Source organism: Streptomyces bambusae (assembly GCF_019400985.1).
GTDB classification, from domain to species: Bacteria; Actinomycetota; Actinomycetes; order Streptomycetales; family Streptomycetaceae; genus Streptomyces; species Streptomyces bambusae_A.
On the sequence record NZ_WTFF01000003.1, the window covers coordinates 1 to 20800 of the forward strand.

General features: G+C 73.4%; 10 protein-coding genes and 1 pseudogene. 5 read left to right on the forward strand and 6 right to left on the reverse strand.

Annotation, left to right across the window (positions count from 1 at the left end):
* From GPJ59_RS00760 to GPJ59_RS00770, 3 genes and pseudogenes are all read left to right on the forward strand, one after another.
* Nucleotides 1–2100, forward strand: a 2100-nt coding sequence (locus tag GPJ59_RS00760; protein ID WP_219664172.1) for an NHLP bacteriocin export ABC transporter permease/ATPase subunit, incomplete at its 5' end; no start/stop codon positions are given.
* Nucleotides 2101–2301: 201 nt separating this feature from the next.
* Nucleotides 2302–6378, forward strand: coding sequence for a Pls/PosA family non-ribosomal peptide synthetase (locus GPJ59_RS00765; RefSeq protein ID WP_219664173.1), 4077 nt, complete (start codon nt 2302–2304; stop codon nt 6376–6378).
* 38 nt (nt 6379–6416) lie between these two features.
* A pseudogene (locus GPJ59_RS00770) lies at nt 6417–7736 on the forward strand (M1 family metallopeptidase); the annotation flags it as partial.
* A gap of 50 nt (nt 7737–7786) precedes the next feature.
* On the opposite strand, the gene GPJ59_RS00775 reads toward GPJ59_RS00770, so the two are convergent.
* The 6 genes from GPJ59_RS00775 to GPJ59_RS00800 form a co-directional block, all read right to left on the reverse strand.
* Nucleotides 7787–8932 carry an ABC transporter substrate-binding protein gene (locus tag GPJ59_RS00775; protein WP_308120058.1) on the reverse strand — a complete coding sequence of 382 codons (1146 nt, stop codon included), beginning with the start codon at nt 8930–8932 and terminating at the stop codon, nt 7787–7789.
* Nucleotides 8933–9018: 86 nt separating this feature from the next.
* Nucleotides 9019–11808 carry a SpoIIE family protein phosphatase gene (locus GPJ59_RS00780; RefSeq protein WP_374200759.1) on the reverse strand — a complete coding sequence of 930 codons (2790 nt, stop codon included), beginning with the start codon at nt 11806–11808 and terminating at the stop codon, nt 9019–9021.
* Nucleotides 11809–11889: 81 nt separating this feature from the next.
* Entirely contained in the window at nt 11890–12672 is a 783-nt protein-coding gene (gene narI, locus GPJ59_RS00785; protein ID WP_219664176.1) for a respiratory nitrate reductase subunit gamma, read from the reverse strand.
* A complete protein-coding gene (gene narJ / locus GPJ59_RS00790; RefSeq protein WP_219664177.1) occupies nt 12669–13460 on the reverse strand; it encodes a nitrate reductase molybdenum cofactor assembly chaperone in 792 nt (263 codons plus the stop codon). The genes narI and narJ overlap by 4 nt, the downstream gene beginning before the upstream one ends.
* Nucleotides 13457–15007, reverse strand: coding sequence for a nitrate reductase subunit beta (gene narH / locus GPJ59_RS00795; protein WP_219664178.1), 1551 nt, complete (start codon nt 15005–15007; stop codon nt 13457–13459). Before narH ends, narJ begins: the two co-directional genes overlap by 4 nt.
* Nucleotide 15008: 1 nt before the next feature.
* Nucleotides 15009–18704 (reverse strand): nitrate reductase subunit alpha, encoded by a 3696-nt coding sequence (locus GPJ59_RS00800; protein WP_219664179.1) that lies wholly within the window; start codon nt 18702–18704, stop codon nt 15009–15011.
* 397 nt (nt 18705–19101) lie between these two features.
* Between GPJ59_RS00800 and GPJ59_RS00805 the strand changes: the two genes are divergently transcribed.
* Both GPJ59_RS00805 and GPJ59_RS00810 read left to right on the forward strand, forming a co-directional pair.
* Nucleotides 19102–19965 carry a DUF2249 domain-containing protein gene (locus tag GPJ59_RS00805; protein WP_219664180.1) on the forward strand — a complete coding sequence of 288 codons (864 nt, stop codon included), beginning with the start codon at nt 19102–19104 and terminating at the stop codon, nt 19963–19965.
* A 61-nt stretch (nt 19966–20026) separates the two neighbouring features.
* Nucleotides 20027–20542 carry a hypothetical protein gene (locus GPJ59_RS00810; RefSeq protein ID WP_219664181.1) on the forward strand — a complete coding sequence of 172 codons (516 nt, stop codon included), beginning with the start codon at nt 20027–20029 and terminating at the stop codon, nt 20540–20542.
* Nucleotides 20543–20800: the final 258 nt, after the last annotated feature.

Consider the following 20800-nt stretch of genomic DNA (forward strand, 5'->3'; position numbering starts at 1 on the left):
CGCGAGAGGCGTTCGGCGGGCACAGTGGTGTTAAAGAGACGGGCGCGGGCCGGGACCCCCCGGGTCGCCCCGGACACGGGCGTCGCCCGGCCCAACCCCCGCGGGCCCGGCCCCGCCGACGAACGCCTGGACCCCGTCGAACGCATCGCCGCCGCCTCGCGCGTCCGGACCCGCCCGGTCAGGCTCACCGGCCGCTGGTGGCGCGAGGACCACGGCCCACTGGTGGGCCGGCGCGCGGCCGACGGGACACCGGTCGCACTGCTCCGGCGGCGCGGCGGCTACCAGGCCGTCGACCCGGCCACCGGCACCCGGGAGCGGGTGGACGAGGACACCGCGGCCGACCTCGACCCGCACGCCGTCATGTTCTACCGCCCGCTGCCCGACGGCCGGCCGGGCCTGCTGCGGCTGCTGCGCTTCTGCGCCCGCGGCACCGGCCGGGAGCTGCCCGGCCTGCTGCTCAGCGGACTGGCCGCGGCCGGCCTGGGCGCGCTGGTCCCGCTCGCCACCGGCACGGTGCTCGGGGAGTACGTGCCCCGGGCCGAGAACAGTCTCATCGTGCAGGCCGCGTTGGCGCTCGTCGCCACCAGTGTCGTCTCGGCGGCGTTCCTGCTCATGCAGAACATCGCCGTGCTGCGGGTGGAGGGCCGCGTCGAAGCCGCCCTCCAGCCGGCCGTGTGGGACAGGCTGCTCCGGCTGCCCGCCACGTTCTTCGCCGGCCGCTCCACCGGTGAACTCGCCGGCGCCGCCCTGGGCATCAGCGCCATCCGCCGCGTGCTGTCCGGAGTCGGCTCGGTCTGCGTCCAGGCGGCCACCGTCGGCACGGTGAACCTCGTCCTGCTGTTCGTCCACAGCGTCCCGCTGGCGCTGGCGGCACTCGCCGTGCTGTTCCTCTTCGCGGTCGTCTTCCTCGCCCTCGGGCTGTGGCAACTGCGCTACCAGCGCCGCCTGATCGCACTCGGCCACCGGATCGACAACCAGGCCTTCCAGACCCTGCGCGGACTGCCCAAACTGCGTGTCGCCGCGGCCGAGAGCTTCGCCTACGCCGCCTGGGCGCGGGAGTTCGCCCGCACCCGCGAGCTCCAGCAGCGCATCGGCCGGATCAAGAACACCCTCACCGTGCTCGGCGCGGTCCAACTGCCCCTGTGCACCCTGGTGATGTTCGTCCTGCTCGCCGGGCCGGCCCGCGGCAGCATGTCGGCCGGCGAGTTCCTGACCTTCAGCACCGCCGTGACCATGCTGCTGTCCTGCGTCACCCAGCTGACCGGCGCCCTCCTCTCGGCAGCCGCCGTACAGCCGATGTACGAGCAGCTCGCACCGATCCTCGCCGCCGCTCCCGAGGCCGCCGGCTCCGCCGTCCCGCCCGGTGAGCTCACCGGGGCCGTCGAGGTGAAGAACCTCTCCTACCGCTACACCGACGACGGCCCGCTCGTCCTCGACGACGTCTCGCTGCGGATCCGGCCCGGGGAGTTCGTCGCGATCGTCGGCGCCAGCGGCTGCGGCAAGTCGACCCTGCTGCGCCTGCTGATCGGCTTCGCGGAGCCGACCTCGGGCAGCGTGCTGTACGACGGCCAGGACCTGGCCGCGCTCGACCGTTCAGCGGTACGCCGCCAGTGCGGCGTCGTCCTCCAGCAGGCCCAGCCCTTCGCGGGTTCGATCCTCGACTGCATCCGCGGCGCGGGCCCGTTCACGGTGGAGGAGGCGTGGGAGGCCGCCGCGATGGCGGGCCTGGCCGAGGACATCAAGGCCATGCCCATGGGCATGCACACGATGCTCTCCGACGGCGGCGGCACCGTCTCCGGCGGCCAGCGCCAGCGCTTGATGATCGCCCAGGCCCTGGTCCGCAAACCCCGCATCGTCCTGCTGGACGAGGCCACCAGCGCCCTGGACAACGAGGCACAGCGCGTGGTCATCGCCTCCACCCGCGCCCTGCGCGCCACGCGCGTCGTGATCGCCCACCGCCTCTCCACGGTCATGGACGCCGACCGCGTGATCGTCATGGAATCCGGCCGCATCACCCAGCAGGGCCCCCCGGCCACCCTCCTGTCCGACCCGGACGGCCCCTTCCACGAACTGGTCCGCCGCCAGCGCGTCGACACCTGACTCCCCCGGGCGCTGCCCCGGCCTCCCCGTCCCCGTCCCCGTCCCCGCCACCGTCCGTTACCGGCCATACGCGCGTTTCGCCGGGCACGTAACCGCCTGCGCACTAAACTGGCGGGTTGATCGGTGCCGGACCGGAACAAGCCGGGTGAACCCGGTCTCCACCGGCGACCCGGACGTTCCGGGAACGAGACGCGAGGGCCGATGGCAGCCACACCTGAGCGCGGGGACCTCACCTTGCTCGCCGAGGGCGACACGCCTGACGGGAGCCCGGACGGGGCACTGGGCGGGGACCCGGGCGACGTACCTGGCGGGGATCTGGGCGACGTACCCGGCGGGGGCCCGGGCGGCGGACCCGGGGAGCACACCAAAACCGCCCGGTTCTCGGCCGGGCCCGCCGCCCCGCCGCGCACCCTCCTGGACATCTTCGAGGCATCCGTACGGGCGTACTCCGACGAGCTCGCCCTCGACGACGGCACCACCCGGCTGACCTACCGCGCGCTGGCCGCCGAGGTCGAGCACCGGCGCCGCGCGCTCGCGGCCGCCGGGGTCCGGCCCGGCGACCGGGTCGGCGTCCGCGTGCCGTCCGGGACCACCGAGCTGTACGCGTCGATCCTCGCCGTGCTGGCCGCCGGAGCCGCCTACGTACCGGTCGACGCGGAGGACCCGGACGAGCGCGCCGAGCTGGTCTTCGGCGAGGCCGGAGTCCGGGCGGTGCTGGGCCCCGCCCACCGCATCGACGTCACCCAGCGCACCGACGTCACCCAGCGCATCGACGTCACGCAGCGCACTGGTGCCACACCCGCCACCCGTGCCACACCCACCACCGGCGCCACACGGCGCCCCCGCCCCGACCACGACGCCTGGGTCATCTTCACCTCCGGCTCCACCGGAAAGCCCAAGGGCGTGGCCGTCTCCCACCGCAGTGCCGCGGCCTTCGTGGACGCCGAGGCCGCGCTGTTCCTCGCCGACGAGCCGATCGGGCCCGGCGACCGGGTCATGGCCGGGCTGTCCGTCGCCTTCGACGCCTCCTGCGAGGAGATGTGGCTGGCCTGGCGCCACGGCGCCTGCCTCGTCCCCGTCCCCCGCTCGCAGGTGCGCAGCGGCCCCGACCTGGGGCCCTGGCTGGTGGAGCAGGAGATCACCGTGGTCTCCACCGTGCCGACCCTGGCCGCCCTCTGGGAGCCGGAGGCCCTGGACGAGGTCCGGCTGCTGATCTTCGGCGGCGAGGCCTGCCCGCCCGAGCTGGCCCAGCGCCTGGTCACCGAGGGGCGCGAGGTCTGGAACACGTACGGCCCCACCGAGGCCACCGTCGTCGCCTGCGCCGCGCTGCTCACCGGCGAGGAGCCGGTCAGGATCGGCCTGCCGCTCAGCGGCTGGGAGCTGGCCGTGGTCGACGGGTCGGGTGAACCCGTGCCGATGGGCGGCAGCGGCCAGCTCGTGATCGGCGGCGTCGGCCTGGCCCGCTATCTCGACCCGGACAAGGACGCCGAGAAGTACGCGCCGCTGGAAGCGCTCGGCTGGCAACGCGCCTACCGCAGCGGCGACCTCGTCCGCGCCGAGCCCGAGGGCCTGGTCTTCCTCGGCCGCAGCGACGAACAGGTCAAGCTCGGCGGCCGCCGGATCGAGCTCGGCGAGGTCGACGCCGCACTCCAGGCCCTGCCCGGAGTCGCCGGCGCGGCCGCCGCCGTACGCACCGCCCGCAGCGGCAACCAGCTGCTCGTCGGCTACCTGGTCACCCAGGACGGCTGGGACCGCGCCGCGGCCGCCCGGCGGCTGCGCGCCGAGCTGCCCGCCGCCCTCGTCCCGCTGCTCGCCCCGGTCGACACCCTGCCGACCCGCACCTCCGGCAAGGTGGACCGCGAGGCGCTGCCCTGGCCCCTTCCCGCCACCGCGGCCGACGCGGAGGCCGCCGGCCCCGCCGCGCAGCTGTACGGCACCGAGGCCTGGCTCGCCGAGCAGTGGCGCGAGACCCTCGGCGTGGCCGTCACCGACGCCACGGACGACTTCTTCGCGATCGGCGGCAACAGCCTCGCCGCCGCCCGGCTCACCACCCGGCTGCGCACCCGCTACCCGAGCGTGGCAGTGCTCGACATCTACCAGCAGCCCACCCTCGGCAAGCTGGCCCGGCGGCTGGAGAAGTCCGTCCGGGGGGACGAGGCCGCCCGGACCGTACCGCCCGTGCCCCCGCGGGCCGGGGCGCTGCAGTTGCTCCTGCTGCTGCCGCTGTTCACCCTGGTGGGCCTGCGCTGGACCGTGGCGCTGCTGGCCCTGGGCAACGTACTGCACCACCTCGGTCCGTACCCGTGGGCGCCGACCGCCCCGTGGTGGCTGGTGGCCGCCGGCGCCGCGCTGCTCTTCAGCCCGCCGGGCCGGCTCGCGATCGCGGCCGGCGGCGCCCGGCTGCTGCTGCGCGGCGTCGAGCCGGGCCGCCACCCGCGCGGCGGCAGCGTGCACCTGCGCCTGTGGACGGCCGAGCGGCTGGCCGAGTACTCGGGCGCGACCTCGCTCACCGGGGCCTGGCTGGAGCGCTACGCGCGGGCCCTCGGCGCCAGGATCGGCCCCGACGTGGACCTGCACGCGCTGCCCCCGGTCACCGGCCTGCTCAAGCTCGGCCGCGGCTGCGCCGTCGAGTCCGAGGTCGACCTCAGCGGGTACTGGCTGGACGGGGACCGGCTGGAGATCGGCCCGGTCAAGGTCGGCGCGGGAGCCGTGGTCGGCACCCGCAGCGTCCTCTTCCCCGGCGCCCGGGTCGGCAAGCGCGCCGAGGTGGCGCCCGGATCCGCCGTGGCCGGCCAGATCCCCACCGGCCAGCGCTGGGCCGGAGCGCCCGCCGCCAAGCTCGGCAAGGCCAAGCACAACTGGCCCCGTCGGCGACCCCCGCGCGCGGTCTTCTGGCGGGCCATGTACGGGACGACCGGCTTCTGCCTCACCGCCCTGCCCCTGCTCGCCGCCCTGCCCGCCCTGCTGCTGGCCGGCCGCTTCGTGCCGGCCGGCGCCGCAGCCGCCGAGGCCCTGCGCGGTGCGCTGCTCGCCGTGGTGCCCGCGGCGCTCGTGTTCGGGTGCGCCTACGCGTTGCAGCTGCTGGTCCTGGTCCGGCTGCTCAGCATCGGCCTGCGCACGGGCAGCCATCCGACGCACAGCAGGGTCGGCTGGCAGGCGTGGACGGTCACCCAGCTGATGGACCTGTCCCGGGGCGTGCTCTTCCCGCTGTACGCCGCCCTGATCACCCCGGTGTGGCTCCGGCTGCTCGGCATGCGCATCGGCCGGGGCGCGGAGGTGTCCACCGTACTGGCCCTGCCGAGCCTGACCACGGTGGGCGAGGGCGCGTTCCTCGCCGACGACACCCTGACCGCCCCCTACGAGCTGGGCGGCGGCTGGATGAGGATCGGGCGCTCCGAGATCGGCCGCCGGGCCTTCCTCGGCAACTCCGGGATGACCGCCCCGGGCCGCAGCGTGCCCGACGACGGGCTGGTCGGCGTGCTGTCCGCCACCCCGAAGAAGGCCAAGAAGGGCAGCTCGTACCTGGGTCTGCCGCCCGTCCGGCTGCCGCGCTCGGCCGCCGCCGCGGACAGCAGCCGGACCTACGACCCGCCCGCGCGCCTGCTGTGGGCGCGCGGGCTGGTCGAGCTGTGCCGGCTCGTCCCGGTGTGCTGCTCGGTGGCCCTGGCCGTGCTGACCGCGGCGGCGCTCTGCGCGCTGATCACGGCGGGCGGCCCGGGGCTGCCGGCCGGCGCACTCCTGTCCGGTTGCGTCCTGCTCGCCGCCGGCGTGGCCGCGTGCGCGGTGGCGGCGGCCGCGAAGTGGCTGCTGGTGGGCCGGCACCGGGTCGGAGAGCATCCGCTGTGGTGCGGCTTGGTGTGGCGGGGCGAGCTGGCCGACACCTTCGTCGAGGTCCTGGCCGTGCCGTGGCTGGTCGGATCGGTGCCCGGTACCCCGCTGATGTCCCTGTGGCTGCGCGCCCTCGGCGCCCGGATCGGCCGGGGCGTGTGGTGCGAGAGCTACTGGCTGCCCGAGACGGACCTGGTCGAGCTCGGCGACGGAGCGAGCGTGAACCGCGGCTGTGTCGTGCAGACGCATCTCTTCCACGACCGGATCTTGCGGACGGATACTGTGGTCCTCGGTGAGGGCGCCACCCTGGGCCCGGGCGGAATCGTGCTGCCCGGAAGCACGGTCGGGGCCCGCAGCACCCTGGGCCCCGCCTCCCTCGTGATGGCCGGGGAGTCCGTCCCGGCCGACACCCGCTGGCTGGGCAATCCGATCGAGGCCTGGCGGCCTTGACGGACGCTACGAGCACGGCGCAGGGAGGGCGAGCAACAGTGGGCGGCCAGAGCACGACGGCGTCGGACCCGTACTTCCCGGCCAACGGCGACCCCCGGTACCGGGTGAACCGGTACGAACTCACCCTGACCTACCGTCCCGGCCCCAACCGGCTGGCGGGCACGGCCCGGATCGGCGCGATCGCCGGCCGGGCACCGCTGCCCGAGTTCCACCTGAACCTCGCCGAGTTCAAGGTGGGCCGGGTCCTGGTCGACGGCCGGGCCCCGCAGTACACCCACCGCGGCGGCAAGCTCCGCGTCCGCCCGGCCAAGCCGCTGCCCGCCGGCGCCGCCTTCACCGTGGAGGTCCACTGGTCGGGCAACCCCAGACCGGTGCGCAGCCCGTGGGGCGGCATCGGCTGGGAGGAGCTGACCGACGGTGCGCTGGTGGCCAGCCAGCCGGTCGGCGCGCCCTCCTGGTACCCGTGCAACGACCGGCCCGCCGACAAGGCGTCCTACCAGATCTCGGTCAACACGCCGTCCCCGTACACGGTGGTGGCGGGCGGCCGGCTGCTCACCCGGACGACCAGGGCCAGCACGACCACCTGGGTCTACGAGCAGCCCGCGCCGACCTCCAGCTACCTCGTCGGCCTGTCCATCGGCATGCACCAGACGGTGCTGCTCGGCGACCCGGGGCTCGGCGGCGTACGGCAGAGCGCGCATGTGCCGGCGTACCTGCTGCCGCGGTTCTCCCGCGACTTCGCCCGGCAGCCGGCCATGATGCAGCTGTTCGAGGAGCTGTTCGGGCCGTACCCGTTCGGCGAGTACGCGGTCGTGGTCGTCGACGAGGAACTGGACGTCCCGGTGGAGGCCCAGGGGCTCGCCATGTTCGGCACCAACCACGTCGACGGCATCCGCGGCTCGGAGCGCCTCATCGCCCACGAGCTCGCCCACCAGTGGTTCGGCAACAGCACGACCATCGCCGACTGGCGGCACATCTGGCTCAACGAGGGCTTCGCGAAGTACGCCGAATGGCTCTGGTCGGAGCGTTCCGGCGGCCGTAGCGTGCACGACCTGGCGGCCGCCGCGCACCGGCTGCTGGCCGCGCAGCCGCAGGACCTGCGGCTCGCCGACCCCGGGCGCAAGCTGATGTTCGACGACCGGCTCTACGAGCGCGGCGGGCTGACCGTGCACGCGGTCCGCCGGGCCCTGGGCGACCATGCCTTCTTCCGCATGCTCCGCGACTGGGCCACCACGCAGCGCCACGCCGTCGTGACCACGGCGGGCTTCACCCACCACGCGTCCCGCTACGCGGAGGGTCCGCTGGACGAGCTGTTCAGGGCCTGGCTCCACGAGCCGGCCCTCCCGCCGCTGCCTGCGTAGCGCGCCCCGGCCCCCGGCCGCCGGCCCCGGCCCCCGGCTCCCAGCCCTCAGCCCGAGACGGCCTCGGCCCAGTTGCGGTCGACGGTCTCCCTCGCCTTCTCCCGCTGCGCCTCCGTCGGAAACGCCGGCGTGCCCTCGACCGTCGGCAGGTTCTCCGCGGCGGCCTTGTCGAGGGTGCCGTCCTTCTCCATGGCGTCCATGAGCACGGGGCGTGCGTAGGCGCCGAGCCGGATGTTCTGGCCCTCCGGGCTGAAGACGTACTCCTGCCACAGACGTGCCGCTGCGGGGTGCGGGGCGTCCTTGTTCACCCCGTGGGCGTAGTACTCGGCGAAGCTGCCGTCGAAGGGGATGGCGGTCCGCCAGTCGACGTCCGCGCCCTTGGCGTGGAACTCGTCGGCGTACCCGAGGTTGAGGAAGTCCCAGTCGATGCTGATCGGCGTCCTGCCCTGCTCGATCGTGGACGGCGTGGACTCGACCGGGATGAAGTTGCCGTTCCTGCTCAGCTCGGCGAAGAAGTCGATACCGGGCTGGATGTCGTCGAAGGAGCCCCCGTTCGCCAGGGCCGCCGCCCACACGCCGGCGAAGGCGGAGCCGGACTTGGTCGGGTCGCCGTTCAGCGCGACCTTGCCCTTGTACTCGGGCTTGCGCAGGTCGGCGAAGGTCGCGGGGCAGGTCTCGACGCGCTTGGCGTCGCAGCCGATCGAGACGTAGCCGCCGTAGTTGTTGTACCAGCGGGCCCGCGGGTCCTTCTGCTCCTTCGGAATGCCGTCCCACTCGGCGACCTCGTACGGCGCGAGCAGGCCCTGCTGGGCCGCCGACCGGGCGAACGGGCCCCCTACGTCGATCACGTCGGGGGCGCTGCCGTCGCGCCTGTGCTCCTTCAGGGCGTTGATCTCGTCCTGGCTGGTGCCTTCCGGGTTCTCCACCGTGACCTTGATCCCGTACTTCTTCTCGAAGCCGTCGATCAGCGCGCCGTAGTTGGCCCAGTCGCCCGGGAGCGCGATCGTGTTGAGCGAGCCCTCCTTCTTCGCCGCCGCGGTCAGTGCCGCCATGCCGCCGGCTTCCGCGGCGGAGGCGGCCACCGCGGGTGGCCTGCGTACGACGGCGGGCTTGTCCCCGCAGGCGCCGAGGGGTGCCGCCGCGAAGGCCAGGCAGACGGCGACGGCGGCGGTCCGGAGACGGGGTGCGGGCACGAAGGCTCCATGGCGGGCGGTCGCGTACCGGTCGACACCAGCGTACGTTCAGCGGCCGCGGCGGCGCAGTCCCAGCCGGCGCGCTCTCACAGCGGCTCGTCGCCCCATCCGGCCAGGAGATCCTCCTCCGTCAGCGCCCCGGGCGGCGCGGCCGCGTCGTGGAGGGCCTGCTCGCTCCAGATGATCTTGCCGCGGGCGGTGTAGCGGGTGCCCCAGCGCTGGGCGAACTGTGCCACGAGGAACAGGCCGCGGCCGCCCTCGTCGGTGGCCTCGGCCCGGCGCAGGTGCGGGGAGGTGCTGGACCCGTCGGAGACCTCGCAGATCAGGCTGCGGTCGTACAGCAGCCTCACCCGGATGGGCTCGGTCCCGTAGCGGATCGCGTTGGTGATCAGTTCGCTGAGGATGAGTTCCGTGGTGAAGGCGATGTCGTCGAGGCCCCACCGGTCCAGTCGGCGGGCGCAGGCGTTGCGTACGCGGGACACCTCCGCGGGGTCGGGGGAGACGTCCCACTCCGCGATCCGCGCGGGGTCCAGCCGTCGGGTGCGGGCCACCAGCAGCGCCACGTCGTCACTGGGCCTGGCCGGCAGCACCGCGTCGATCACCGCGGTGCAGGTCTCCGCCGGGGAGCGGGCGGGCCCGGCCAGGGCGGCGCGCAGCGCGGCCAGCCCCACGTCCGGATCGCGGTCGCGGCTCTCGATCAGCCCGTCGGTGAAGAGCGCCAGCAGGGAGCCCTCGGGCAGGGTCAGCTCCGCGGTCTCCCTGGGCAGGCCCACGCCCAGGCCCAGCGGAGGCGAGACCGGCACGTCGGGGAAGGACACGGTGCCGTCGGGCCGCACCAGCGCGGGGCCCGGATGGCCCGCGGTGGCGGCCGTCACCCGCCCCGAGACGGGATCGTAGACGGCGTACAGGCAGGTGGCTCCGGTGATCCCCTGCCACTCCTGCTCGTCGGTGTCGATATGGGCGACCAGCTCGTCGACGTGGCTCAGCAGCTCGTCCGGCGGCACGTCGAGGCTGGAGAAGTTGTACACGGCCGTACGCAGGCGACCCATCGTGGCGGCGGCGTGCAGACCGTGTCCGACGACGTCGCCGACCACCAGCGCCACGCGGGCGCCGGGCAGCGGGATGACGTCGAACCAGTCCCCGCCCACCCCGGCCCGCGCGGCCAGATAGACGTGCGCGACCTCGACGGCGGACTGCTCCGGTACGCGCCGGGGCAGCAGACTGCGCTGCAGGGTGTCGGCCACGGTGTGCTCGCGGGTGTAGCGGCGGGCGTTGTCGATGGACAGGGCCGCCCGGGCGGTCAGCTCCTCGGCGAAGGACACGTCCTCCTCGTCGAACGGCGGGGAGCCCTGCCCCCGCCAGTAGCCGACCATCCCCAGCACGACGCCGCGGGCCCGCAGCGGCACGGCGATCATGGAGTGGATCCCGCGGTCCAGGAGGCGCAGGGCGTTGGCCGGGTCCTGGATCCGCCAGCCGTGGGTGGCACGCAGGTCCGCCTCCAGGACCGCGCGGCCGCTCGCCAGCCCGGTGGCCATGGGGCTGGTGGGTACGAACCGGACCAGCTTGCCGACGGGGTAGAGCGGGTGGTCGCCCTGGAGGCCGACGGTGGCCGTGCGGCGCATCTCGGTGTTCATCTCGGGCGGCTCCTCGCCGCGCAGCACCGGGTCCAGCAGGTCGACCGTGGCCACGTCGGCGAACCGCGGGACCGCCACCTCCGCCAGCTCCTGCGCGGTGCGCTCCACGTTCAGCGTCGTGCCCACCCCCACCCCCGCGTCGTAGAGCAGCGTCAGCCGCTCGCGGGCCACCTCGGCCCTGCCGGACAGCGCCCGCAGCTCGGTGGTGTCGCGCAGCGTGACGACGGTCCCGGCCGACCCGTACGGGGCCGTGGGCCGGATGTTCACCGCCAGGAGCCGATCGGCCGCCATGTGCACCTCGTCGGACGCGGAACGGCCCGAGGCGATCCGCTCGGCGATCCCCTCCTCCAGGCCCAGATCCGTGACGGGGAGCCCTTCCGCGGCCGCCGGCAGGTCCAGCAGCCGCCGCGCCTCGTCATTGGCCAGCAGCAGCCGTCCGCCGGCGCCGACGATCAGCACGCCCTCCCGGACCGCGTGCAGCACCGCGTCGTGGTGCTCGTACATCCGCGTCATCTCGGCCGGCCCCAGGCCGTGGGTCCGGCGCAGCAGCCTGCGGCTCACCAGCAAGGTGCCGCCCGCGGACAGGGCGAGCACCGCGGCCGCGCTGCCGAGGACGACCGGCAGCTGGCTGTTGACCATGCCCTGGACGTTCTGGACCGTGACCGGGGAGGACACGACGGCGATGACCCTGCCGGCGGCGTCCTTGACGGGGACCACCGAGACCACGGACTGGCCCAGGGACCCTTCGAACGTCTCGGTGAAGGACTTGCCGGCCGCCGCCCTGGAGAAGGGGCCCACGACGTGCTTCCCGATCTGGCGCGGGTCGCTGTGGGTGACGGTGAGCCCGTTGAGCGTGTACACGTTGATGCCGTCGACCCCGGCGATCTTCCGGGCCGCCTCGGCGCTGGGCTGCAGCACCGCGCTGGGATGGGGACTGCGCAGGGCGGCGACGATCCCCGGGGACTCCGCGAACGTTCCGGCGGCGGCGAGCGTCCGGTGCCGCGCGTCCACCATGGCGGCGCTGCGGGCCTGCACCACGAGCGCCCCGACCGCGGCGGCGACGAGCAGGACCACGACACCCAGCTGGAGCAGGAACACCTCACCGGCCACACTGCGCGCACTGAGCAGCGAGGACAGCCGATGCGGCCGCCGCCCCACCCCTCCCTCAGGCGGCGCGCCCTGCTCCCGGCCGCCCTGGCGGCGCCCCGAGCGGGACCGCCCGGGGCGAGCGGAAGAGCCCATGCCTGAGCCGAGCAGCCAGCGCCGGAGGCGTCCCAGATAGTTGCCCACACTCCATCTTCCAACCTCTACGCCCCACCGGCCTCATGCGGCTCGGCGGGCGCCGGGGGCCGGTGAGGGCAGGCCCCCGGCCGTCGGGGCCGCCGGCGTCGTGGCCCGGCGGCGGTAGACCAGGTACGGCCGGGCCAGGTAGCCGATCGGGGCGCTCCACACGTGGACCAGGCGGGTGAACGGCCAGGCGGCGAAGAGCAGGCAGGCGGTCAGGGCGTGCAGCTGGAACAGCAGGGGTGCCCCGGAGATCGCCTCGGGCTGCGGCTGGAGGACGAACAGTCCGCGGAACCATACGGAGACGGTTGCGCGGTAGTCGTATCCGGGGCCGAACACGTTGTGGGCGGCGGTGGCGGTGATGCCCAGCAGGACGGTGGCGGACAGCAGCGGGAAGAGGAGCTTGTCGCTGCGGTCGGTGCCCAGGCGGATCCGGCGGGTCAGCAGTCTGCGGGCGCACAGCATGCCCAGCCCCGTGACCATGGCGACGCCCGCCACCGAACCCGCCCAGACGGCCGTGGTGTGGTATGCGTGCTCGGATATGCCGACGGCCTCGGTCCACGAGTCGGGAACGGCGAGCCCCGCGACGTGCCCGGCGATCACCATGAAGGCGCCCAGGTGGAACAGCGGGCTGCCCCAGCGCAGCCAGCGGTGTTCGAGGAGCTGGGTGGTGCGGGAGGTCCAGCCGAACTGGTCCTGCCGGTAGCGCCAGACGTGTCCGACGGCGAACACGGCGAGGCAGACGTAGGGGACAGCGACCCACAGGAGCAGATCGGCGCCGCTCGCCGGAGCGGCGGCCAAGGGGGAGGACACGGCGTTCATCGGCGGCTTTCCGTACGGCTGGTCGGAGCAGGCGGAATACGGGTCGGCGGGGCGGGCATGGGCGGCACGAAGGTGCCCGGAGGAGCGAACTCCCCTTCCCCGTACGCCCCGTAGGGGTCGAGCCCGACCTCCTCGTCGGGCGGGCCCTCGGCGGCGAGCCGGTCCACCGCCGCGCGGTCCGCCTCGGTGGGCGGGGGCAGCAGGGTGAGCAGCGCGGCCAGGAGGTGCCGGTACGGCGAGTCGGCGTCGGTCAGCGCCCGGTGGATCAGCTCCAGCCCGCGCCGGTGCTGGCGCAGCGGGGCCTCACCGCCGCCCGGGCCGGCCAGGGCGGCGAACTCCAGCACGACCGGGAGGTGGTCCGGCAGTTCGGCGCCGCCGGTGTCCCAGCCGGCGGCCCGGTAGCGCTGGTTGAGGGTGAGCAGGGCCATGCCCCGGCGGCGGGTGTCGCCGTGCAGGTAGTAGGTGAGGTAGAGGCTGCTCCTGCGGCGCAGGTCGAACATCTCGACGTAGTGCCGCTCCAGCGCCTCGGGATCCTGCGCAGTGAACCAGTCGGTGAACCCGGCCAGGTGTTCCGCCGCGGGTGTGGCCGGCATGGCCTCCACCGCCGCCGTCAACTCAGCTCGGGCCGCGGTCAGTTCGGAGTCGGGGTACTGCAGGAGCAGCGACACGAGCCGCAGTGTCAGCGCCCGTCCCGCCGCCTCCTCGGGAGTGAGCCGGGCCGGACGGTGTACGGCGGCCCGGACGCGGGTGCGGACGATGGCGGGAATCGTTGAAGGCAGGGGGCTCACGGTCGTCCTCCGGCGGTGGGGTTGCGGCGCAGGGTGGGGATGCCGAGCATGACCTTGCGGGGCCCGTCGTCGCCGGACGTCTCGACCGGGCAGCGGTTCTCGATGGCGGTCAGGGCGGCGGCGTCCTCCTTGTGCGCGGCGGGGACGACGTACCGGTCGGCGTACTTCGCGACGGCGAGCAGCCGGTGCAGGTCCTCCGCCTCGCGCGGGGTCAGCCCCACGGCCTTCAGCGCGGCCTCGTCGCCCGCCTCGCCGAGGGTGCGTTCACGCATGTACGAGCGGAGCGCGGTGAGCTTCATCAGCACCCCGCCGACGACGTCCGTGTCCCCGGCGGTGAACAGTTCTGCCAGGTACTCCAGCGGGATGCGCAGCCGGGTGACGGCGGCGAAGACGTGGTCGGGGTCGTCCTGGTTTCCGCCCGCCGCGCCGACGGCGTCGAGGACGGGGGAGAGGGGCGGGACGTACCAGACCATCGGCAGCGTGCGGTACTCCGGGTGCAGCGGCAACGCCACCTTGTAGCGCATGACGAGGTCGTACACGGGGGAGCGGCGGGCGGCGTCCAGCCAGTCCTCGGGAATGCCCGACTCCCGTGCGGCCGCGCGGACTTCGGGGTCGTTCGGGTCGAGGAAGACGCCGCGCTGGGCGTCGAGCAGGTCGCGCTCGTCGGGGGTGGCGGCGGCCTCGCCGACGCGGTCGGCGTCGTACAGGAGCAGGCCGAGGTAGCGCAGCCGGCCGACGCAGGTCTCGGAGCAGACGGTGGGCTGGCCGGCCTCGATGCGGGGGAAGCAGAACGTGCACTTCTCGGCCTTGCCGGTGGCGTGGTTGATGTACACCTTCTTGTACGGGCATGCCGTCACGCACATCCGCCAGCCCCGGCACTGGTCCTGGTCGACGAGGACGATGCCGTCCTCGACCCGCTTGTACATCGCGCCGGAGGGGCAGGCGGAGACGCAGGCCGGGTTGAGGCAGTGCTCGCACAGGCGGGGGAGGTGGAAGAGGAAGGTCTGCTCGAACTCGAACTTGACCTTCTGCGCCCATTCCCCGCCGAGGTTGGGGTCGCCGGCCGCGTGCTCGGGCGCTCCGCCCAGGCCGTCCTCCCAGTTGGCGCCCCAGGTGATGGCGGTGGGTCTGCCGGTCAGGACGGAACGCGGGCGGGCAACCGGCATGTCCGGGCCGGCGGGGGCGCTGACCAGGTTGTCGTAGTCGTAGGTGACCGGCTCGTAGTAGTCCTCGATGGACGGGAGGTCGGGGTTGGAGAAGAGGGACAGGAGCCGCTTGGTCCTCCCGCCGGAGCGCAGGACCAGACGCCCGTGCTTGTCGAGCATCCAGCCGCCCTTCCAGCGCTCCTGGTCCTCGTAGCGGCGCGGGTAGCCGACGCCGGGCTTGGTCTCGACGTTGTTGAACCAGGCGTACTCGACGCCGGTGCGGTTGGTCCACGTCTGCTTGCAGGTGACCGAGCAGGTGTGGCAGCCGATGCACTTGTCGAGGTTCATCACCATCGCCACTTGAGCGAGGACGCGTCCGATAGTGGCTTCGCCACGGGGCATTTCAGTACTCCACATCCTGCGAGCGACGGCGGATGACGGTGACCTCGTCGCGCTGGTTGCCGGTCGGTCCGTAGTAGTTGAAGGCGTACGTGAACTGCGCGTACCCGCCCGCCAGATGGGTCGGCTTGAGCAGCAGCCTGGTCAGGGAGTTGTGGATGCCGCCGCGCTTGCCGCTGACCTCGGTCTTCGGCACGTTCACGTTGCGGTCCTGGGCGTGGTACATGTACACCGTGCCCTCGGGCATCCGGTGGGTGACCACGGCCCGGGCGGCGACGACACCGTTGCGGTTGTACGCCTCGATCCACTCGTTGTCCTTCACGCCGATCTTGTCGGCGTCGGCGGTGGACATCCAGATCGTCGGGCCGCCGCGGGACAGGTCGAGCATGTACTTGTTGTCCTGGTAGTTCGAGTGGATGGACCACTTCGAGTGCGGGGTCAGATAGCGGACGGTGACCTCCGCGCGGTCCCCCTCGTGCAGGTGCTCGTCGCCGTAGTGCCTGGGCGTGTTCAACGGCGGCCGGTAGACGGGCAGTTGCTCGCCCAGTTCGGCCATCCAGTCGTGCTGGACGAAGAAGTGCTGCCGGCCGGTGAGGGTGTGCCAGGGCTTCTTGTGCTCGGTGTTGATGACGAACGGCGAGTAGCGGCGCCCGCCGGTCTCCGAGCCCGACCACTCGTACGACGTCATCACCGAGCGGGGCTGGGTGCGGGTGTCGGCGAACGTGATCCGGTCCGCCTCGCGCTCGGCGGCGAGTTCGACCAGGCCCTCGCTGCCCGTCTGCCGCTCCAGCTCCCGGAAGCCCTCGGTGGCGAGCCGGCCGTTGGTGGTGCCGGACAGGGCGAGGATCGCCTCGCACATGTCGCTCGCGGTGGCGAGCGAGGGCCGCCCGGCGGCGATGCCGTCCCTGACGGTGCCGTTGCGGTGCCGCAGGTCTTCGATCTCCCGGTCCGGGTGGACCGTGACGCCCTTCGTGGTCGTGCCCAGGGTGTCCAGCAGGGGTCCGACGGCACGCATCTTCTGCGCGATCGCGGTGTAGTCCCGCTCGACGACGGCCAGCTTCGGCATGGTCCTGCCGGGGACCGGCTCGCACGCGCCGGTCTTCCAGTCCCTGACGACGCCGCCGGGCTGGGCGAGTTCGTCGGGGGTGTCGTGCAGCAGCGGCACGGCGATGACGTCGGTGCGGGTGCCGAGGTGCTCTGCGGCCAGCTCGCTGAACCGGTCGGCGAGGGTCAGGAAGGTGTCGTAGTCGGTGCGGGCCTGCCAGGGCGGGGCGATGGCCGGGGTGAAGGCGTGCACGAAGGGGTGCATGTCCGTGCTGGACAGATCGTCCTTCTCGTACCAGGTCGCGGCCGGCAGGACGACGTCGGCGAGCAGGCCGGTGGAGGTCATCCGGAAGTCCATGCAGACCATCAGGTCGAGCTTGCCCTCGGGCGCCTCCTCCCGCCACACCACGTCCTTCGGGCGCGCCCCCGCCGGAGTCTGCTCGGAGCGGACCGCCGCGTCCGTGCCCAGCAGATGGCGCAGGAAGTACTCGTTGCCCTTGCCGGAGGAACCCAGCAGGTTGGCCCGCCACACCGTCAGGACGCGGGGGAAGTTCGCCGGGTCGTCGGGGTCCTCGACGGCGAACTTCAGCTGCCCGGACTTCAGCTCGTCGACGATGTGCTCGGCGACCTGCTTGCCGCGGGCCTTCGCCTCGTCGGTGATGTCGAGCGGGTTGCGGTTGAAGCCCGGGTGACCGGGCGTCCAGCCCAGCCGCACCGCCTGCGCGAGGCAGTCGGCGAACCCCTGGCCCGCGAAGCGCCCGGTGCCGAGCGGGGAGGCCAGCTCCTCGGGCCCGAACGCCTCGTAGCGCCACTGGTCGGAGTTCAGGTACCAGTAGGAGGTGCCGGCCATGTGCCGGGTGGGCCGCTGCCAGTCGAAGGCGAACGACAGGTGCTGCTGCCCCGTGACCGGGCGGACCTTCTCCTGGCCTACGTAGTGCGCCCAGCCGCCGCCGTTGACACCCTGGCATCCGGTCATCGTCAGCAGCGCCAGGAACGCCCGGTAGATCGTGTCGGAGTGGAACCAGTGGTTGGTGCCGGCGCCGAGGGCGATCATGGAACGGCCGTTGGTGCGCTCGGCGTTGCGGGCGAACTCGCGGGCGATGCGGGCGGCCTGCTCCGCCGGGACGGAGGTGATCGTCTCCTGCCAGGCGGGTGTGCAGGGCTCGGTGGCGTCCTCGTAGGACGTGGGCCACCGGCCCGGCAGCCCGGGGCGCTGCACACCGTACTGCGCCAGCATCAGGTCGAAGACGGTGGTGACCAGCCGTCCGCCGATCCGGCGCACCGGCACTCCGCGGACCAGGACCGAGCCGCCTTCGGTGGCACCCTCGTCGAAGCGGGGCAGCGCGACCTCGGCCGTCTTCCCGGCCGGCTCCAGCAGGCTCAGTTCGGGCACGACGTCGCCGAGGTCCAGGTTCCAGTTGCCCTTCTCCTGCGCCCAGCGGAAGCCGAGGGAGCCGTTCGGCACGACCGGTTCGCCGGTGGCCGAGTCGACGACGACGGTCTTGGACTCGGCGTGCTCCCCGTCCTGGCCCAGGTCGGCCGCCGTGAGGAACCCGTCCGGGACCAGACCGCGCTCGTGCTCGCGCAGGGTGATCAGGAAGGGGGCGTCGGTGAACTTGCGCAGGTAGTCCTGGAAGTAGGGCACCTCGCGGTCGACGAGGAACTCGCGCAGGATCACATGGCCCATCGCCATCGCCAGCGCCCCGTCCGTGCCCGGGTGCGGGGAGAGCCACTCGTCGGCGTGCTTGACGTTGTCCGCGTAGTCGGGACTGACCGCGACGATCTTGGTGCCGTTGTAGCGGGTCTCGGTGAGGAAGTGCGCGTCCGGGGTGCGGGTCACGGGGATGTTCGAGCCCCACATGATCAGGTAGCCCGCGTTCCACCAATCCGCGGCCTCCGGCACGTCGGTCTGGTCACCGAAGACCTGCGGCGAGGCGACCGGCAGGTCCGCGTACCAGTCGTAGAACGACAGCAGCGTGCCGCCGATCATCGAGTGGTACCGGGCGCCGGCGGCGAACGACGCCATCGACATCGCCGGGATCGGGGAGAAGCCGGCGACGCGGTCGGGGCCGTACGTCTTGACGGTGTGCACCTGGGCGGCGGCAATCAGCTCGCTGACCTCGTCCCAGTCGGCGCGCACCAGCCCGCCCTTGCCCCGGGCCCGCTTGTACGCGCGGGCCTTCGCCGGGTCGGAGGTGATCTCCGCCCAGGCCGCCACCGGGTCGCCGAGCCGCTTGCGGGCCTCACGCCACATCTTCAGCAGAACCCCGCGCACGTACGGGTAGCGGACCCGGCTGGGCGAGTACGTGTACCAGGAGAACGAGGCACCGCGGGGGCAGCCGCGCGGCTCGTACTCGGGGCAGTCCGCGCCGATCGACGGGTAGTCGGTGGCCTGGTGCTCCCAGGTGATGATGCCGTCCTTGACGTACACCATCCACGAGCAGGAACCGGTGCAGTTCACCCCGTGCGTGGACCGCACCACCTTGTCGTGCGCCCACCGGTCCCGGTAGAAGCCCTCCCACCGGGGATCACCCGTGCCGAACACCGCGCGTCCGTCGGCCGACACCTCGCTGCGCGTGAGCAGCCGGCGGGCCGCCAGCGGCCAGCCCTCACCGGCGTGCGGCTCCCGTCGCCGTGCGCTCTGAACGTTCTCCATGGCCGAAACGCTATGGGGGGTGAACCTGGAGCACCCGGGGCCTGCGGTCCCTGCGGGAGGACCTTCAGACCCTGTCCGGCCGGTCACGGCAGGGACCATCGGTCCCGGGGACGGGACCCGGTCGGCCGGGGGGCCGGGCGCGGCCGGCGTTGCAGGCTGAGCGCTCGGACCGCCCTACCCACGCACCGGTCGAGGGCCTGTCGTCAAATTCCCGTCTGCCCCGCGACGCCTGGCACGCACTCTCGCCGCACCGGGCGAAACCCCAAGTACGTCCAGTACGAGGGCTTCCGCCCGGCACGCCGAGAGCACGCACCAGACGCCGCGGGGCCGCCCTTCGGGCGACGACGGGAATTTGACGACAGGCCCTAGCCGACCGCGACCTCCTGGAGACCCCGCCATGACCGTGCTCACCCTCGCCTCGCACCCCGAGGACGCCGCGGCCCTCGAAGAGGCCGAGGCACATCACGCCCGCCTGGCCGGGGAACTGGCCGGCCGGGTCAAGATGCTGTTCATCGCCGTGGACCGCGACCCGAGCGCCGCGGAGCGGATGCGCACCGGGCTCGTGGACTTCTGCGACCGCTCGCTGCTGCCGCACGCCGCGGCCGAGGAGGCCGCGATCTATCCCGCCGCCCACGGCATGCCCGAGGCCCGCCTGCTGATCGAGAGCCTCATCGGCGAACACCGGTGCCTCACCACGCTCGTCGACACCCTGCGCGCCGCACCCCGCCCGGCGGACGCGGCGGCGGAGGCCCGGGCCCTGCAGGTGCTCTTCGAAGACCACGTGGCCAAGGAGAACGGCCTCGTGCTGCCGCTGCTCGCCATGGCGCCCGAGGTCTCCCTGGCCGCGCTGCTGGCGGACACGCACCACCGGCTCGCGCACGGCACGGGCGGCGGGTGCGCTCACGGGGGCGCGCAGGAAGACCAGGACACCGAGGAAGACCAGGACACCGAGGAAGGACAAGACATGCGCGAAGGACAGATCGAGGAGACGGGTGGCTGCGGCGGAATCTGCGGTTGCGGTGGCGAGGAGGAGACGGCCGAGCCCGAACTGGACGTGAGGGAGGTTCCGCACGCCCTGCGCCACGCCACGGTCTTCGGCGCCCTGGACGCCGTGCCGGCGGGGACGGCGATGGTGCTGGTCGCCCCGCACGATCCGCTGCCGCTGCTCGCGCAGATCGAACAGCGCACCCCGGGAGCCTTCGCCGTGGAGTACCTGGAACGCGGCCCCGACAGCTGGCGACTGCGGCTCAGCCACCGCTGACCGCCGTACCCGAACACAACACGAGACCCGCACACACACGAGGAAAGAAGGAAGACACGTCATGGACGGATCACACCGCGGCGGGCACCGCCGGGCCGGCGCGCTGCTCGGGACGGTCGGTGCGGCCCTCGCGGTCGCCGGACCGGTCATGCTGCTCCGCGCCCGCAGCGGCAGGAAGGAGATCCGCACCGAACTGGCCGCCCAGAAGATCACCTTCCCCGATCACGGCCTGCCCGCCGACCTCGCCCCCTACGCCGGCCGGCGCGTGGAGACCGGCCCCGAGGCGCACGCCTACGCCGAGTTCATCAACGGCAATGTCGCCCTTGCCACCGGCGGCCGCACCTACGCCGAGATCACCGCCGAGCTGCACGCCACCGGCGGCGACGACGAGAAGCTCGCCAAGCTGCGCCAGACCGCGTTCATGGGCCAGTCCCTGCGCGCCTCACTGATGTCCGCCTACCAGGCATGGCACCTCACGACGCTGGTCGCCGGCCTGGGCGCGGCACTGACCGGTCTGGGTGTCGCCCTGGTGGCCACTGCGGACGCCCTGGCCCCGCGCTCCCCGGACCGCCCCTGAACACGAGCCCGGCCGGCCCTGTCGCACCCGCCGCGACGAGGGACCTTCGGCCCTGGTGAAGAAGACCATCGGCCGCCGCGCCGGCCACCACCACCGGTGGAGGCTGACGGCGACCGATCCGGAGGTATTCCGTGCCCGACCACCTCGACCACCTTGACCACCCGCAAGGCCGATCACACCGCTGTCGTCCGCGGTGGGTGCCGCGCACGTTCCGGCCCGGTCACCGTCCGGCCGCCCGCCACGTCTGCCCTGACTCCA

Coding starts and splice junctions, on each gene's coding strand:
- narI (WP_219664176.1), bottom strand. CDS start 12,672: ATGAACGCCGTGTCCTCCCCCTTGGCCGCCGCTCCGGCGAGCGGCGCC.
- narH (WP_219664178.1), bottom strand. CDS start 15,007: ATGCCCCGTGGCGAAGCCACTATCGGACGCGTCCTCGCTCAAGTGGCG.
- GPJ59_RS00765 (WP_219664173.1), top strand. CDS start 2,302: ATGGCAGCCACACCTGAGCGCGGGGACCTCACCTTGCTCGCCGAGGGC.
- GPJ59_RS00800 (WP_219664179.1), bottom strand. CDS start 18,704: ATGGAGAACGTTCAGAGCGCACGGCGACGGGAGCCGCACGCCGGTGAG.
- GPJ59_RS00810 (WP_219664181.1), top strand. CDS start 20,027: ATGGACGGATCACACCGCGGCGGGCACCGCCGGGCCGGCGCGCTGCTC.
- GPJ59_RS00780 (WP_374200759.1), bottom strand. CDS start 11,808: ATGGGCTCTTCCGCTCGCCCCGGGCGGTCCCGCTCGGGGCGCCGCCAG.
- GPJ59_RS00805 (WP_219664180.1), top strand. CDS start 19,102: ATGACCGTGCTCACCCTCGCCTCGCACCCCGAGGACGCCGCGGCCCTC.